Here is a 16,543-nt window from a genome sequence, read left to right as displayed (position 1 = left end):
TTTAACCATGCCATCCCTGATCCACAGACGTCTGCACGATTTTCGCCAGTTCTCCCTGCTGCTTGCCCAGCGTTTTGCTCAGGACCGCTGTAACCAGATCGCCGCCAGCCTGACGTTCACCACGCTGTTGTCGCTGGTGCCGCTGATCGCCATCGCGTTGACCTTGTTCTCGGCGTTCCCGGTGTTCGCCGATTTCTCCTCGTCGATCAAGCAGTTCGTGCTGTCCAACCTGATGCCGGAGACGGGCGGCAAGCTGATCACGCGCTACATGGAGCAGTTCGCCGAAAGTGCCACGCGACTGACCACCATCGGCGTGCTGTTCCTGGGAGCGGCGGCGATGCTGCTGATGCACACCATCGAAGATGCATTCAACGTGATCTGGCGTGTGTCGCGTCCACGCGCGCTGACCCAGCGCGTGCTGATCTACTGGGCGGTGGTGACGCTGGGCCCCTTGCTGGTGGGCGGCAGCCTGTCGGCGACTTCCTGGCTGGTCAGCCTGTCGTCCGGTTACGCCAAGCAAGTTCCATTCTTCGGGGTAGGCGTACTCAAGATCGTGCCGGTCCTGCTCACCACGCTGGCGTATACGCTGCTGTTCCTGGTGGTGCCGAATCGCCATGTGAAGCTGCGCCACGCCTTCATCGGCGGAGTGGTGTCGTCGGTCGCGTTCGAGTCCATGAGCCGGGTGTTCGCGGCCTACATCACCAGCTTCCCCACCTACAAACTGGTCTACGGCACGTTCGCCAGTATCCCTATCTTCCTGCTGTGGGTGTATTTCTCCTGGCTGACCACCTTGATGGGCGCGCTCATCACCTCGGTGTTGCCGCACTGGCGCAGTAAAGCCGCCGGGCCGCTCACTCCTGCGACCCAGTTGTATCACGCCCTGCGGGTGTTGCGCGTGATGAGCGAAGGGATGAAGAGCGGCACGATACAGACCTTGCCCAGCCTGTGTGGCCGTTTGCATGTCAGCTTCGAAGGTTTGGAACATCTACTCGACGTATTGGTGAAGGCCGGCATGGTGCGCAAACTGGCGGCCAATGGCTGGGTGATGATACGTGACGCGGAGCACATCCGGGCCAGCGAACTCTATACCCGCTTCGTGTACACCGTGCCCAACCTGCCCGCTGCCGATGAAGATGTGGCCATCCTGGACTGGATGACGCGCACAGCCACGCTGCTGCAAGCGCAGACCGACCTTACGCTCAAGGAACTGTTCGCCGGGATGCACCATGACTGAACCCTCGACCTCGTCCATGCTTGAACTGCTGGCGCCTGCCAAGACTGCCGCGATAGGCCGCGAAGCGATCCTGCACGGCGCCGACGCGGTGTACATCGGCGGGCCGTCGTTCGGTGCGCGCGACAAGGCGGGCAACTCGATAGAGGACATCGCAGAGCTGGTGGCCTACGCGCACCGCTTCCATGCGCGGATATTCGTCACACTCAACACTATCCTGCACGAGCACGAGCTGGAGGCGGCGCGCAAGTTGGCCTGGGATTGCTACGCAGCAGGCGTGGACGCGCTTATCGTGCAAGACATGGGGCTGCTGGAACTTGACCTGCCGCCCATCGACCTGCACGCTTCGACCCAGTGCGACATCCGCACGCCGGAGAAGGCGCGCTTCCTGGCCGATGTCGGCTTCTCGCAACTGGTGCTGGCGCGCGAGCTGACTATCCAGGAGATCGCAAAGGTCCGAGCTGCTGTGCCTGCCGACACCGTGATCGAACACTTCATCCACGGCGCGCTGTGCGTGGCCTATTCCGGCCAGTGCTACATCAGCCACGCCCACACCGGGCGCTCAGCCAATCGCGGCGATTGCTCGCAGGCTTGCCGTTTGCCGTACACCTTGCAGGATGCGCAAGGGCGCGTGGTCGCCTACGAGAAGCATCTGTTGTCGGTGAAAGACAACAACCAGAGCGACAACCTGCGCGCCTTGATAGACGCTGGCGTGCGCAGCTTCAAGATCGAGGGACGTTACAAGGACGCGCCCTACGTCAAGAACATCACCGGCCACTATCGCCGCTTGCTGGACGAGATCCTGGAGGACCGTCCGGCGCTGCACGCCGCCTCCAGCGGCAAGACGCGGCTGTTCTTCACCCCTGATCCCGACAAGACCTTCCATCGCGGCGCGACGGACTATTTCTCCAACGGGCGAAAAGCCGACATTGGCGCGTTCGATGCACCCAGTTTCGTCGGCCTGCCGCTGGGTACGGTGAGCAAGCTCGGCCCGGACTGGTTCGAGGTCGAGACCGACGAGGCCATGGCCAACGGCGACGGACTCAATTATCTGGTCAAGCGCGAGACCCACGGCCTTCGCGCCAATACGGTGAAGCCGCAGGGGCGCGGCTGGCGCATCTGGCCGAACGAGAAGATGCACGAGCTGGTCGGTCTGCGCGTCGGTCTGGAGATCAATCGCAACAGCGACCAGGCCTGGGAACAGGCGCTGACCAGGAAGTCCGCCGAGCGCAAGATAGGCGTGCACGCAGCGTTCGCAGAGACTGCGCAAGGGTTTGCGCTGAGTCTGCGGGACGAGGATGGCATCGCGGCGACTGCGGATGTGGCGTTCGACAAGCAGCCAGCCAAACAGCCGGACGAGGCTAAGGCCAAGCTGATCGAACAGTTGGCGCGTCTGGGCAACACCGATTTCGAGCTGCTCGATGCCTCCGTTAATTGGTCGCAGCCGTGGTTCGTGCCGGGTTCTGTGCTCAACCAGTTGCGTCGTGAAACGGTGGAAAAGCTCGAAGCGGCGCGCCTTGCAGCGCATATCCGGGTGACTCGCAAGGCGGCCATCCAGCCTCCGGCGCGCTATCCCGAGGAGTCGCTGTCCTATCTCGCCAACGTCAACAACTCTGCTGCGCAAGCCTTTTATGCCAAGCACGGCGTGAAGCTGATCGCCGCCGCCTATGAGCAACACGAGGAGGCGGGCGAGGTCTCGCTGATGATCACCCGCCATTGCATCCGCTATTCCCTGAGCCTGTGCCCCAAGCAGGCCAAAGGCGTGGTCGGCGTGCAGGGCCAGGTGCGCGCCGAACCGATGGTGCTGCTCAATGGCAGCGAAAAACTGACGCTGAAGTTCGATTGCCGCGCCTGCGAGATGCATGTGATGGGCAAAATGAAGAAACACATATTGAAACCAGTTGCGGCGGCGGTGGCACCGGTCACGTTGCATCCGCGCCGTGACCGCGCTCCCCGTTCTCAAGGATAGGAAACGAACGATGTCGGTGACTCATGTTGATGTGCTGCTGGTAGGCGGCGGGGTGATGAGCGCTACGCTGGGCACCTTGCTGGCCCAGCTCGACCCCGGATTGAGCATGGTGATGGTCGAGCGGCTGGATCAGGTCGCGCATGAGAGCTCGGACGGCTGGAGCAACGCCGGGACGGGCCACGCGGGCTATTGCGAACTGAACTATACACCGCAGGCGGCGGATGGCTCGGTCGAAGTCAAGCGGGCGTTGGCAATCAACGCCGATTTCGAGCTGACGTTACAGTTCATGAGTCATCTGGTGGAGCACGGCCTGTTGCCAGCGCCTGACAAGTTCATCAACCGGGTGCCACATCTGAGCTTCGTTGCGGGAGATGAGGATGTGGCGTTTCTGCGTGCGCGCTACCAAGCGCTGCGTGGTCACGCCCAGTTTGCCGGCATGCAGTTCAGCGACGACCCGGAGGTGCTGCGGCAGTGGATGCCGTTGGTGATGGCGCAGCGCGATACCGCCCAGCCTGTTGCCGCCACCCGCGTCGAACACGGTACGGACATCGATTTCGGTGCGCTCACCCGGGGACTGATCGAGGGCTTGGTCCAGCAGCAGGGCTTCAGCCTGTTGCTCGCTCATTCCGTGCGTGCGCTGGAGCAGGACAAGCAGGGCCGCTGGCACGTCCATGTGCATGACCGCCAGCACAACAAGAGCCGGACCTTCGTCAGCCGGTTCGTCTTTCTGGGGGCGGGCGGCGGGGCGCTGCCGTTGTTGCAGAAATCCGGCATCCCCGAGAGCAAGGGCTACGGCGGGTTTCCCGTCAGCGGCCAGTGGCTGATCTGCAACGATCCCGCCATCGTCCAGCAACATCATGCCAAGGTATACGGCAAGGCTCCGCTGGGTGCGCCGCCGATGTCGGTGCCGCATCTGGATACGCGCATCATCAACGGTCAGCGCGCGCTGCTGTTTGGTCCTTATGCCGGATTCACCACCAAGTTCCTGAAGCAGGGTTCTTATCTCGATCTGCTCAAATCGGTGAGCCAGTTCAACCTGAAACCCATGTTGTCGGCGGGGTGGAGCAACGTCGACCTGACCCGCTACCTGATCGGCGAGGCTTTGCAAACCCCCAAACAGCGCAACCAGGCGCTGCGCAGCATCTATCCGCAGGCACACGTGCGGGACTGGACTCTGGCCAATGCCGGCAAGCGGGTGCAGATCATCAAGGGCTATGACAAGGGCGTGGGCAAGCTGGAGTTCGGTACGGAAGTCGTCACCGCTCGGGACGGTACGCTGGCCACCTTGCTGGGAGCTTCTCCCGGTGCTTCGGTGGCGACGCGGGCGATGTTGGGGATCATCGAACGTTGTTTTGCCAGCAGACTCGCCCAGGCCGATTGGCAGCAGAAGTTGCGCGCGATGATCCCCAGCTACGGCCATTCCCTGAGCGAACAGCCGGAACTCCTGGCTACGGTGCGCGAACGCAATCTGAGGATATTGCGGCTGGCCTGACCGGCATCACAGGAAACGGTCCAGCAGCTTGCGACTGTGCCTGTCCAGCGCCCGGGTGTCGCGGATCAGGTAGTGGATGCTGTGGCTGTCGGCGATGAGCAGGGCATCCTGACCCAGGCGACGGATGCTGTCTTCGCTCTTCAGGGTGAAGCTGGCCGGGCCCCGGTCGGTCTCCACCTGCCACACCGTCGGTGTCGAGAAGCTGGAGACATCGCGCAAGGCGGTGATGCTGGGCATGAATTCACGGCCCGCGATCTCGTCCTCCAGCAGGATGCGCATCTCGTCAGGCAGGTCGCCCAGACGTTCGATCCAGACCAATTCATGACCTTCCGCACTCATCAGGGCGATGCCGTGCTCCGGGTCGGCGATGGGGAAGGCGCGCACCGGCGAGATGCCACGGTGCTCCACTCCGGTCGCATCGGTCAGCGTCAGTTTGCCGTAGCTGTCGCGGGCAAGTGTGAAATCAGCCATGGGTCCTCCGGTCGAGGAAATCCTCGGTATCCACGTTGCGCAATTGCGCCTGATACAGGCGATAGTAGTGTCCTTCTTGCGCCATCAGGCTGTCGTGGTCGCCGACCTCGACGATCTCGCCACGGTCCATCACCACCAGCCGGTCGGCCTTGCGCAGGGTGGACAGGCGGTGGGCGATGGCGATGGTGGTGCGGCCCTGGATCAGGTTGTCCAGCGCGCCCTGGATCTCGCGCTCGGTGGTTGTATCCACCGAAGAGGTCGCTTCGTCCAGGATCAGGATGCGCGGGTTGATCAGCAGGGCGCGGGCGATGGAGATACGCTGGCGCTCGCCGCCGGACAGGCTCTGGCCGCGTTCGCCGACCAGCGAATCGTAGCCGTGCGGCAGGCGCAGGATGAACTCATGGGCATGGGCAGCGCGGGCGGCGGCGATGATCTCGGCACGGGAGGCGTTCGGCTTGCCGTAGGCGATGTTGTCGGCGATGGTGCCGAAGAACAGGAACGGCTCCTGCAACACCAGACCGATGTTGCTGCGGTACTCGTCCACCGAGAGCGCGCGTATGTCCACGCCGTCGAGCAGGATGGCACCGGCGGAAACATCGTAGAAACGGCACATCAGGTTGACCAGCGTGCTTTTGCCGGAACCGCTGTGGCCGACCAGGCCGATCATTTCGCCGGGCTGGATGGTCAGGCTCACATCCTTGGTGACGGCGCGGTTGCCGTAGCGGAAACCGACGCGGCGCAGCTCGATCTGGCCGCGCACCTGCTCAAGATGCACCGGATGGGCGGCATCGGGGACGCTGGAGACGTGGTCGAGGATGTCGAAGATGCGCTTGGCTCCGGCGGCGGCTTTCTGCGTCACCGACACGATGCGGCTCATCGAATCCAGCCGGGTGTAGAAGCGGCTGATGTAGGCGAGGAAAGCGGCCAGCACGCCGACGGTGATCTCGTTGCGCGAGACTTGCCAGATGCCGAAGGCCCACACGATGAGCAGGCCGATCTCGGTGAGCAGGGTGACGCTGGGGCTGAACAGCGACCAGATACGGTTCACCCGGTTGTTCACGGCCAGGTTGCGCTGGTTGGCATCGCGGAAACGGGCGACCTCGCGCTCTTCCTGCGCAAAGGCCTTGACCACACGCACGCCGGGGATGGTGTCGGTCAGCACGTTGGTGATCTCGGCCCAGATGCGGTCGGTCTTCTCGAAGCCGTGGCGCAGCTTGTCGCGCACCTTGTGGATCAGCCAGGCGATGAAGGGCAGCGGCAGCAGGGTGACCAGCGCCAGCCAGGGATTGATGGAGAACAGGATGGCCGCCGTCATCACGATCATCAGCACATCGGTGGCGAAATCCAGCAGATGCAAGGACAGGAACACGTTGATGCGGTCGGTCTCCGAGCCGATGCGGGCGACCAGGTCACCGGTACGTTTGCCGCCGAAATATTCCAGCGACAGGCGCAGCAGGTGGTTGTAGGTCGTGGTGCGCAGATCGGCCCCTATGTTTTCCGACACCAGTGCCAGCAGGTAGGTGCGCGCCCAGCCCAGTATCCAGGCCACCAGGCCAGCAGCGAGCAGGCCGGACAGATATAGCCAGGCCTTGTGGAAGTCGATGGGATGACCGTTCTGGTAGGGGATGAGCACCTCGTCCATCAGCGGCATGGTCAGGTAGGGCGGTACCAGCGTGGCAGCGGTGGCGGTCAGCGTCAGCAGAAAACCGAGCAGCAACCTGCCGCGATAGGGACGCGCGAAGCGCGCCAGACGGAGCAGCGCCCAGCCGTTGCGTTCGTTGTCTTCCTCCGGGGCGCAGTCAGGGCAGACCTTGATCCCGGCGGGGATGGTTTCGCCGCAGGTAGGGCAGACCGTGGGCTCGGCAACGGGCCGGGTCCCTGCGAGTTGGTGGGTGAAGCCGGTGATGAAATCGCGCACCGCCGGGTCGAACTCCAGGGTGTAGCGCCAGTGGGTAAGGCGGGTGCGACTGTCCAGCAGTTCCAGCGTGCCTACGCCCGCATGATCGAAGTTTTGCAGCGACAGTTCGCCAGTCAGGGGCCAGACATGCCAAGCGCCAGAGGCTTCCTTGCTCAACAGGCGCTGATCGGTCAGCACCAGCAGGGTGCGGGCAAAGTGCAAACGGGTGTCCAGATCGAGCTCCAGCCAACTGAGCACCGATTCGCCAGCCACCAGTTGCGACTGAACGGCGGCGCGTCCGTGTTCCGGCAGGGGGAGGGTGGACGGATTTTTATCCATGCAGGTCAACCAATCTTGTTACAGTGCGTTCAGGCCGTATCATATCCGAGGACGCAAGCCTACAGTCAGTATGGAACAAAGACAAATCGAAATTCTCAAGATAACTCCGCTGCGCGGCCCGAATATGTGGACCTACCGCCCCGTGCTTGAAGCGCTGGTCGATATCGGCGCGCTGGAAGACTCTCCCTCCAATACCATCCCCGGATTCTACGAACGCCTGTCCTCCTGGCTGCCCACGCTGATCGAGCATCGCTGCAGCTACGGCGAGCGCGGCGGTTTCCTGCGCCGGGTGGAGGAGGGCACCTGGCCCGGCCACATCCTGGAACACGTCACCCTCGAATTGCAGAATCTGGCCGGTATGCCCGGCGGCTTCGGCAAGGCACGCGAAGTCTCCAAGCGCGGAGTCTATAAGGTGGTGGTGCGCGCTTGGCAGGAAGATGTTACCCGCGCCGCGCTGTATGCCGCCCGTGACCTGGTGATGGCCGCGATCGAAGACCGTCCGTTCGATGTGGCGGATACCGTGGCCGAGTTGCGCGAGCTGGCCGAACGCAAGCTGCTGGGGCCGAGCACCAACAGCATCGTGGATGCCGCCGATGACCGCGACATCCCATTCATCCGCCTCAACGACGGCAATCTGGTTCAGTTGGGCCATGGCGCGAAGCAGCGCCGTATCTGGACCGCCGAGACCGACCGCACTAGCGCCATCGCCGAGACCATCTCCTGCGACAAGCCGTTGACCAAATCCCTGTTGCAAGCCTGTGGCGTGCCCGTACCGGAAGGCCAGATCGTCGAGAGCGCAGCCGAAGCATGGGAAGCCGCGCAGGATGTCGGTTTGCCGGTGGTGGTGAAACCTTCCGACGGCAATCATGGCCGTGCCGTGTTCACCAACCTGACTACGCAGAACGAAGTCGAGACCGCCTTCGCCGTGGCACAGGAAGAGGGCAGCGAAGTGCTGGTCGAGCGCTTCATCCCCGGCGACGAGCATCGCCTGCTGGTAGTGGGCGGCAAACTGGTGGCTGCCGCCAAGGGCGAGTCTGCCTGGGTGACGGGCGACGGTCGTTCCACCATCAAGGCGCTGATCGAGAGCCAGATCAACAGCGATCCGCGCCGTGGCTACGACGAAGAACAGCCGCTCAACCCGGTGCGCATCGATGCTGCCGCCAGTCTGGAGCTGGAGCGGCAGGGGTATGCCGCCGACAGCGTGCCCGCCGAAGGCGTGAAGGTGCTGATCCAGCGCAACGGCAATGTGGCGTTCGACATCACCGACCGCGTACATCCCGATTGCGCCAAGGTGGCCGAGCTGGCTGCGCGCGTGGTCGGGCTGGACATCGCCGGCATCGACCTGGTGGCCGAGGACATCTCCCGCCCCCTGTCCGCACAGGGCGGAGCCATCGTCGAAGTCAATGCCGGTCCCGGCCTGCTGATGCATCTGAAACCGGCAACCGGCGAGCCGCGCCCGGTCGGTCGCGCCATCGTGGACAGCCTGTTCGCGGCGGGCGAGAACGGTCGCATTCCCATCGTCGGCGTGACCGGCACGGGAGCCAACACTTTGGTCGCCCGCTTGCTGGCGCGCCTGATGCATCTGTCCGGCCAGCGCGTCGGTCTGGCCTGTAGCGATGGCCTGTACCATGACCGTCGCCGGGTCGAGGCGGGCGACCGCACCGGCTGGGCATCGGCGCGCAAGTTGCTGATGAGCGCCTCCATCGATGCCGCCGTGTTCGAGAACGATCTGCGCGTGATGGCGACCGAGGGCTTGGCCTATGATCGCTGTCAGGTGGCCGTGGTCACCGGCATCGCGCCGGATACCGCCTTGCCGGAGGCGTGGATCGAGACCCCGCAACAGGTGTTCAACGTGTTGCGCACGCAAGTAGATGTGGTGCTGGACGAGGGCCTGGCCGTGCTGAACGCGGCGGATGAGCGGGTCGGCGAACTGGCCGAGCTGTGCGATGGCGAGGTGGTCTTGTTCGGTCTGGATGGCGCTTTGCCTGCTTTGGCAGCCCAGCGCGAGCAAGGCAAGCGCGCCGTGTTCCTGCGTAAAGGCAAGATCGTGCTGGCGACCGGCGCGAGCGAAGAAGAACTGAACGGACTGGTCGTGCCGCCCGCCTTGCGCGAGCAGCCGGAAGCGATGCTGGCCGCTGCCGCTGCTGCCTGGGCGCTGGGTATGACGACCAAGTTGATCGCCGCCGGAATCGAATCATTCGGGCTGGACTGAGCCGCCCGCACACTGAGGAAACAGGAAAACCTATGGAAGTCACACGCATCCGCGCGCTGCGCGGTCCCAATCTGTGGGGCCGTCACACGGCCATCGAAGCCATCGTCCACTGTACCGAAGCCGCCCGCTCCATCGTGGAGTTGCCGGGTTTTGAAGCCCGTCTGCGCGAACGTTTTCCTGGCCTGAGCGCCCTGAAGAGTCGCGGCAGCAAACTGCCCATTCCGCTGCCCCACGTGCTGGAGCAGTGCGCCATCGACCTGCAGGCGCAGGCCGGTTGCCCGGTCACGTTCGGCCGCACGGTCGAGACGTCCGAATCTGGCGTGTATCAGGTGGTGGTCGAATACTCGGAGGAGGATGTGGGCCGGTTGGCGCTCAAACTAGCGGCGCAACTTTGTCAGGCGGCGCTAGACGATACGCCATTCGATCTGGACGATGCGCTGTTTAAGCTGCGCGACCTGGACGAGGATCTGCGCCTGGGACCGTCTACTGGTGCTATCGTGTATGCCGCCGTGGCGCGCGGCGTGCCTTATCGTCGCCTGACCACGGGCAGCATGGTGCAGTTTGGCTGGGGCAGCCAGCAGCGCCGCATCCTTGCCGCCGAGACCGACCGTTCCAATGCCGTGGCCGAAGCCATCGCGCAGGACAAGATGCTGACCAAGGATCTGCTGGATGCGGCGGGCGTGCCGGTGCCCAAAGGTCGTCCGGTGGACACTCTGGAAGATGCCTGGGCGGCGGCGCAGGAGCTGGGTCTGCCGGTGGTGGTCAAGCCGCAGGACGGCAATCAGGGCAAGGGCGTGACGGTCAATGTGAAGAGCTACGAGCACCTCAAGGTGGCGTATGCCGCCGCCGAGGAGATCAGTTCCGAGGTGATGGTCGAGCGTTTCATGCCCGGCCACGATTTTCGTCTGCTGGTGGTGAACGACCACGTGGTCGCCGCCGCCCGCCGCGATCCGCCGCACGTCATTGGCGATGGCAAGCACACCATACGCGAACTGGTGGAGCAAGTGAACAGCGACCCGCGTCGCGGTTCCGGCCATGCCACCACGCTGACCAAGATCCGTTTCGACGACATCGCACTGGCTCGCCTCGCCTTGCAGAACTACGATGCCGAATCCGTGCCGCCGCGCGGTGCGCGCGTGGTGCTGCGCAACAACGCCAACCTGTCCACCGGCGGCACGGCCACCGATGTGACCGAGGACGTGCATCCCGAAGTGGCGGCGCGTGCCGTGGCCGCTGCCAAGATGATCGGTCTGGACATCTGCGGCGTGGACGTGGTGTGCGAAAGCCTGCACGAACCGCTGGAAGACCAGAACGGCGGCGTGGTCGAAGTGAACGCCGCCCCTGGCCTGCGCATGCATCTGGCACCGTCCTTCGGTAAGGCGCGCCCGGTGGGCGAGGCCATCGTCGGCGGCATGTTCGCCGAAGGCGCGAATGGCCGTATCCCAGTGGTGGCGGTGGCGGGCACCAATGGCAAGACCACGACCGTGCGCCTGATCTCGCACCTATTCACGCAAAGCGGCAAGCGCGTCGGCATGACCAACTCCGACGGCGTGTACATCGAAGGCCGTCGTATCGACACCGGCGATTGCAGCGGCCCCAAGAGCGCCCGCAACGTGCTGGCTCATCCCGATGTGGATGCCGCCGTGCTGGAAACGGCGCGGGGCGGCATCCTGCGCGAAGGCTTGGCGTTCGACCGCTGCAATGTCGCCGTGGTGACCAACATCGGCCTGGGCGATCACTTGGGCCTGAATCACATCCGCACTGTGGAAGACCTCGCGCGGGTCAAGCGCGTCATCGTCGAGAACGTCGCGCCCGATGGCTATGCCGTGCTGAACGCCGCCGACCCTAACGTGGTGAGCATGGCCGAGAGTTGTCCCGGCAAGGTGATTTTTTTCACCCATGACAAGCACCACCCGGTGCTGACGGCGCACCGCGCGCGCGGCCAGCGCGTGGTGTATGTCGAGAATGGCGAGATCATCGCCTCGGAAGGGCGGCGCAAGCTGCGTTTCCCGCTGGCCGCCATTCCGCTCACGCGCAACGGTGCGCTGGCGTTCCAGGTCGAAAACGCGATGGGTGTCATCGCGGCAGGCTGGGGCTTGGGGCTGGACGTGGAAGTGATGCGCGCCGGGCTGGCGACCTTCGTCAACGATGCCGCCACTGCGCCGGGTCGCTTCAACATGTTCGACTATCGCGGTGCCACGCTGATCGCTGACTACGGCCACAACCCGGATGCCATCATCGCGCTGATCAGCGCCATTGAAAATCTGCCCGCTACCCGCCGCAGCGTGGTCATCAGCGGCGCAGGCGACCGCCGCGACGAAGACATCCGCCAGCAGACCGAACTGCTCGGTGCGGCCTTCGATGAAGTGATCCTGTACGAAGACCAATGTCAGCGCGGACGCGCCGACGGCGAAGTGTTGGGCTTGCTGCGCGCCGGGCTGGCTGGGGCTAAGCGCACCAAGCAGTCGCAAGAGATACGCGGCGAGTTCAAGGCCATCGATGTGGCACTGGCCAACCTCAAGGCGGGCGAGCTATGCCTGATCCTGATCGACCAGGTGGACGAGGCACTGGAATACATCGGCAAGCGCGTCGCCGAAGGTTGAGATTCTTGTCCAAGATGCCGCCAAGATTTACGCCGTTTTTATATCGGTGATGCAATAATTTTCCCGACTGCTCAGGCTGTACTGACGCAGCCACCAAGAGACAGGCGGGAAAATGAGCGCATTTCAGACATCATCGGCAGGCAAGGAATCCGGTTTCCGGCAGCAGCTGCAGGCACTGGCTGCCTGTGTGCTGATCACGCTGGTGACCCAGCCGTTGCGGGAGCATGTCGATCTCGCCAACATCGTCATGCTGTTCCTGCTCACCGTGGCGATCATCGCGGTCTGGCTGGGGCGCAAGCCCGCCATCACGGCCTCGCTGATCAGTATTGCGCTGTTCGACTTCTTCTTCGTTCCTCCTAGATTCTCTTTTTCGGTCAATGACGCGCAGTATCTGATCACCTTCACGGTGATGCTGATGGTCGCCCTGATCATCAGCCATCTGACCGCTGGCCTGCGTCAGAATGCTATCGAAGCCCAGCAACGCGAACAGCAGATGCGTGCACTTTACGCATTGGCGCAGCAACTGGCTGGCGTGTTGACTGTCGAGCAGGCCGCATTGGATGCCCGGAATTTCATACGCCAACTTGGCATGGAGTTGCATGTGTTGGTACCCACGCGCAACGAGGTTCTGTTGACGGTTGGCGGCGAGTCTGTCGAGCTGGATGTGGCCGAAATGATGGTGGTCCGGTCGGCCTTCTCCAACAATGCGGCGATGGAGCTGAGGAGTGAGTCGCCCGCCACGCTGATCCTGCCTCTGTCGGGCGTGACGCGCCCGCGCGGCGTGATCCTGATAAGTGCCGAACGTGAGGTACTGGCACTTCAGCGTCCCTTGCTGGAGGCGGTCGCCTCTCTGATGGCGACGGCGCTGGACCGGCTGCATTTCGTCGAGGTCGCCCAGCAGCATCACATGCAGATGCTGACCGAACGTCTGCGCAGCTCGATACTGGCGGCCTTGTCGCACGATATTCGCACGCCGCTGACCGCGCTTTATGGCCTGGCTGACACGCTGACGTTGCCGCGTCAGCAACTGCCGGAGCCCGCACGGGAGACTGCGGCGGCTATCCGCGATCAAGCCCTGCGCTTGAATAATCTGGTGAGCAACCTGCTCGACATGGCGCGGCTGCATGCCGGGCAAGTGCAGTTGCGCAAGGAGTGGCAGCCGGTCGAAGAAGTGATTGGTGCCAGCATCAAGCTGTTGGGGACTGCCCTCCAGCGCCATCCGGTGAAAGTGCATCTGGCCGCCGGTCTGCCTTTGATCGAATTCGATGCGGTGTTGCTGGAGCGGGTGTTCTGCAATCTGCTGGAGAATGCCGCCAAATATGCTCCGCTGGACACCGACATTTTGCTGGGCGCACAAGTCGTGGAGGGCGAGCTGGAGGTGACCGTCGCCAATGCCGGTGCGGGATTCCCGCCCGACAAATTGCTGGCCGTGTTCGAGCCGTTCGAACGCGGTGTGGCGGAAAGCCCGCTGACTGGCGTGGGGATGGGGCTGGCGATCTGCCGTGCCGTGATCGAGGCGCATGGCGGGGGAATCTCCGCCAGCAATCCGGCGGCAGGCGGGGCCTGCGTGCGCTTCACCTTGCCCTTGGGCGAGCCTCCGGTGATCGAGCAGGAAGCCGGGGAGTCGCCATGAGTCTGGTCTTGCTGGTTGAGGACGAGCGCGAGATTCGCCGCTTCATTCGTCAGGCGCTGGAAGGCGAGGGCAGCGAGGTGCGCGAAGCGGGGACGATGGCGCTGGGGCTGGAGGCGGTCGTCTCGCTCAAACCGCAATTGGTTATCCTGGACCTGGGCTTGCCGGACGGCGATGGCGTGGACTTTGTGCAACGTGTGCGCAGCTGGTCGCAGGTTCCGGTGCTGGTGCTGTCCGCCCGTTCGACCGAGCGCGACAAGATCGCCGTGCTGGATGCGGGCGCGGACGACTACCTGACCAAGCCGTTCTCGGTCGGCGAGTTGCTGGCGCGGGTGCGCGCCTTGTTGCGGCGGGGGCGTCCGGGTGAGGCGCTCGAATCCCCGATGTCCCGTTTCGGTCGGATCGAGGTCGATCTGGCGCGCCATGTCGTCACCAAGGATGGGCAGCCGGTACGGTTGACCGCCATGGAGTTCAAATTGCTCTCGGTGCTGCTGGCCAATGCCGGGCGGGTGCTGACGCATCGTCAGTTGCTGCGCGAGGTCTGGGGGGCGACGCACGTCGAGCACACGCATTACTTGCGCATCTACGTGGCCCATCTGCGCCAAAAACTCGAAGATGACCCGACCCAGCCCGCCCACTTCCAGACCGAGATCGGCATCGGTTATCGCTTTCAGTTCTAATCGCAGGAGTACACATGCAAGCCAGCAAATCCAGTCTGACCACCTTGACCATCGCCGCACTCGGCGTGGTCTATGGCGACATCGGCACCAGTCCCTTGTACGCCTTCAAGGAAGCCTTCGCCGGAGCGAACCCGCTGCCACTGGATGAGGCGAACGTCCTCGCCAGTCTGTCGGTGTTGTTCTGGTGCATGATGCTGATCATCTCGGTCAAATATGTCTGGCTGGTGCTGCGTTTCGACAATCAAGGCGAAGGCGGCGTGCTCGCGCTGACCGCACTGGCGCATCGACTCAGCGTCAACACGCCGCGCATCGCCCGGCAGATCGTCGGCTGGGGCGTGTTCGCCGCCGCCTTGTTCTATGGCGATGCCATCATCACGCCCGCCATCTCGGTGCTGTCGGCGGTGGAAGGCCTGAGCATCGCCACGCCACAGTTCGAACACTGGATTTTGCCGATCACGGTCGGCGTGCTGATCGGCTTGTTCCTGATCCAGAAACAAGGTACCGGCAAGATCGGCGGGTTGTTCGGGCTGGTGACGCTGGTCTGGTTCATTACGCTGGGCGTGTTGGGCGCGATCAGCATCGCGCAGAATCCGGTCGTGCTGAAAGCGCTCAGCCCGCTCTACGCGCTGGATTTCGCTGTCCATCACACGGGCGTGACCTTTCTGTTGCTATCCGCCGTGTTCCTTGCGCTGACCGGCGGCGAAGCGCTGTACGCCGACATGGGGCACTTCGGCGCCAAGGCCGTGCGCGTGGCCTGGTACGCACTGGTGTTCCCTTGCCTGATCATCAATTATTTCGGCCAGGGCGCGCTGGTGTTGCGCGATGCCAGCGCGGTGCAGAACCCGTTCTACCTGCTGTCGCCGGACTGGTTCATGCTGCCCTTGGTCGCCCTGGCGACGGCGGCGACCGTGATCGCCTCGCAAGCCACCATCTCCGGCGCGTATTCGATGACGCTGCAAGCCTCGCGTCTGGGCTATCTGCCGCGCGTGCGCGTGCTGCATACATCTGACCACGAACGCGGCCAGATCTACATTCCCACGGTGAACTGGCTGATGCTGTTCGCCGTCATCGTGCTGGTGTTGCAGTTCCGTTCGTCGGGCGCGCTGGCGGCGGCCTACGGCATCGCCGTGTCCGGCACGATGATCATCACCACGGTGCTGGCCGGGTTCGTGGTACTGGCCGGCACGGGGCGCAATCGCAGCTTGCTGTTGCTGGGCTTTGCCCTGTTCGGAGCGCTGGAGCTGGGATTCTTCGGCTCCAACCTGACCAAGATCGCCAGCGGCGGCTGGTTCCCGCTGGTGCTGGGCGGAGTCATCTTCGTGCTGCTGACGACATGGAAACTAGGTAGCTCGCTGGTGGCCGAACAACGCCGCAAACTGGATATCCCGGTGGCGAGTTTTACCTCCGGCGCCTTGCCAGACGTGCCCCGCGTGGCCGGCACGGCGGTCTATCTCACCTCGGATACGACGCTCGTGCCCAGCGCCTTGTTCCACACCCTCAAGCATTACAAGGTGCTGCACGAGCGCGTGATCTTCCTGCATGTGGTGAACGAAGAGGTTCCGTACATCGCTGCCGGTGAGCGACTGCACAGCAAAGAGCTGGCGCAAGGCATCTACCGTGTAGATGTGCGCTTCGGCTTCCGCGAAGAGCCGGACATCCCGCAGGCCTTGAGCCTGGCTTCCAAACTGGGGCTGGAGATCGAAGCGATGAGCACCTCGTACTTCGTCGCGCGCTCCGTCATCGTCGATGGCCCCGGCGCGCTGCCGCGCTGGCGCTGCAACCTGTTCTCCTGGCTGACCCGCCAATCCGAAGGTGCCGCCGCCTATTACCGCCTGCCGCCCAACCAGGTGGTCGAATTGGGCACGCAGATGATGTTGTAGGCAAGGAGTGTGTGATCTGTTTTGAATTGGTGAGTAGACAGTCCAGTTCAGGTTTGACCACATGAATAAAGACCGCCGGGAGCAGCTCCGGCGGTCTTTATTCGTGCTGTGCGATGCTTGCAGCCTGCTTGCTAAGTGC

At 63.6% G+C, this 16,543-nt stretch carries 10 protein-coding genes; 8 read left to right on the top strand and 2 right to left on the bottom strand.

Features of this window, described 5'->3' with window-relative positions:
• Nucleotides 1-7 precede the first annotated feature (7 nt).
• Genes DM08_RS05045 through mqo form a run of 3 tightly spaced genes read left to right on the top strand, consistent with a single transcriptional unit; the run spans nt 8 to nt 4,692 of the window.
• Nucleotides 8-1,234, top strand: coding sequence for a YihY family inner membrane protein (locus DM08_RS05045; protein WP_051937803.1), 1,227 nt, complete (start codon nt 8-10; stop codon nt 1,232-1,234).
• Nucleotides 1,227-3,200 carry a peptidase U32 family protein gene (locus tag DM08_RS05040; protein WP_035383544.1) on the top strand — a complete coding sequence of 658 codons (1,974 nt, stop codon included), beginning with the start codon at nt 1,227-1,229 and terminating at the stop codon, nt 3,198-3,200. Before DM08_RS05045 ends, DM08_RS05040 begins: the two co-directional genes overlap by 8 nt.
• Before the next feature lie 10 nt (nt 3,201-3,210).
• Nucleotides 3,211-4,692 carry a malate dehydrogenase (quinone) gene (gene mqo, locus DM08_RS05035; protein ID WP_035383543.1) on the top strand — a complete coding sequence of 494 codons (1,482 nt, stop codon included), beginning with the start codon at nt 3,211-3,213 and terminating at the stop codon, nt 4,690-4,692.
• A 6-nt stretch (nt 4,693-4,698) separates the two neighbouring features.
• Here mqo and DM08_RS05030 read toward each other — a convergent pair whose 3' ends face one another.
• Both DM08_RS05030 and DM08_RS05025 read right to left on the bottom strand, forming a co-directional pair.
• Nucleotides 4,699-5,163: a cyanophycin metabolism-associated DUF1854 family protein gene (locus tag DM08_RS05030; RefSeq protein ID WP_035383542.1), complete on the bottom strand. Its 465-nt coding sequence runs from the start codon at nt 5,161-5,163 to the stop codon at nt 4,699-4,701.
• A complete protein-coding gene (locus DM08_RS05025; protein ID WP_035383541.1) occupies nt 5,156-7,399 on the bottom strand; it encodes a cyanophycin metabolism-associated ABC transporter in 2,244 nt (747 codons plus the stop codon). Before DM08_RS05025 ends, DM08_RS05030 begins: the two co-directional genes overlap by 8 nt.
• 70 nt (nt 7,400-7,469) lie before the next feature.
• On the opposite strand from DM08_RS05025, the gene cphA (DM08_RS05020) reads away from it, so the two are divergent.
• From cphA (DM08_RS05020) to DM08_RS05000, 5 genes are all read left to right on the top strand, one after another.
• Nucleotides 7,470-9,611, top strand: a complete 2,142-nt coding sequence (gene cphA / locus DM08_RS05020) for a cyanophycin synthetase (protein ID WP_035383540.1) — start codon at nt 7,470-7,472, stop codon at nt 9,609-9,611.
• 32 nt (nt 9,612-9,643) lie between these two features.
• Nucleotides 9,644-12,214: a cyanophycin synthetase gene (cphA, locus tag DM08_RS05015; protein WP_035383539.1), complete on the top strand. Its 2,571-nt coding sequence runs from the start codon at nt 9,644-9,646 to the stop codon at nt 12,212-12,214.
• A 112-nt stretch (nt 12,215-12,326) separates the two neighbouring features.
• Nucleotides 12,327-13,847 (top strand): DUF4118 domain-containing protein, encoded by a 1,521-nt coding sequence (locus DM08_RS05010; RefSeq protein ID WP_035383538.1) that lies wholly within the window; start codon nt 12,327-12,329, stop codon nt 13,845-13,847.
• Nucleotides 13,844-14,524 (top strand): response regulator, encoded by a 681-nt coding sequence (locus DM08_RS05005; protein ID WP_035383537.1) that lies wholly within the window; start codon nt 13,844-13,846, stop codon nt 14,522-14,524. The genes DM08_RS05010 and DM08_RS05005 overlap by 4 nt, the downstream gene beginning before the upstream one ends.
• A 14-nt stretch (nt 14,525-14,538) precedes the next feature.
• Nucleotides 14,539-16,404 carry a potassium transporter Kup gene (locus DM08_RS05000; protein ID WP_051937802.1) on the top strand — a complete coding sequence of 622 codons (1,866 nt, stop codon included), beginning with the start codon at nt 14,539-14,541 and terminating at the stop codon, nt 16,402-16,404.
• Nucleotides 16,405-16,543: the final 139 nt, after the last annotated feature.

Source organism: Ferriphaselus sp. R-1, from assembly GCF_000746095.1.
Lineage (GTDB): Bacteria > Pseudomonadota > Gammaproteobacteria > Burkholderiales > Gallionellaceae > Ferriphaselus.
Note: the sequence above shows the minus strand (reverse complement) of the source record. Positions and strands in the feature narration are given on the sequence as shown.

Coding starts and splice junctions, on each gene's coding strand:
- mqo (WP_035383543.1), top strand. CDS start 3,211: ATGTCGGTGACTCATGTTGATGTGCTGCTGGTAGGCGGCGGGGTGATG.
- DM08_RS05010 (WP_035383538.1), top strand. CDS start 12,327: ATGAGCGCATTTCAGACATCATCGGCAGGCAAGGAATCCGGTTTCCGG.
- DM08_RS05030 (WP_035383542.1), bottom strand. CDS start 5,163: ATGGCTGATTTCACACTTGCCCGCGACAGCTACGGCAAACTGACGCTG.
- DM08_RS05000 (WP_051937802.1), top strand. CDS start 14,539: ATGCAAGCCAGCAAATCCAGTCTGACCACCTTGACCATCGCCGCACTC.
- DM08_RS05005 (WP_035383537.1), top strand. CDS start 13,844: ATGAGTCTGGTCTTGCTGGTTGAGGACGAGCGCGAGATTCGCCGCTTC.
- cphA (WP_035383540.1), top strand. CDS start 7,470: ATGGAACAAAGACAAATCGAAATTCTCAAGATAACTCCGCTGCGCGGC.
- cphA (WP_035383539.1), top strand. CDS start 9,644: ATGGAAGTCACACGCATCCGCGCGCTGCGCGGTCCCAATCTGTGGGGC.
- DM08_RS05025 (WP_035383541.1), bottom strand. CDS start 7,399: ATGGATAAAAATCCGTCCACCCTCCCCCTGCCGGAACACGGACGCGCC.
- DM08_RS05040 (WP_035383544.1), top strand. CDS start 1,227: ATGACTGAACCCTCGACCTCGTCCATGCTTGAACTGCTGGCGCCTGCC.
- DM08_RS05045 (WP_051937803.1), top strand. CDS start 8: ATGCCATCCCTGATCCACAGACGTCTGCACGATTTTCGCCAGTTCTCC.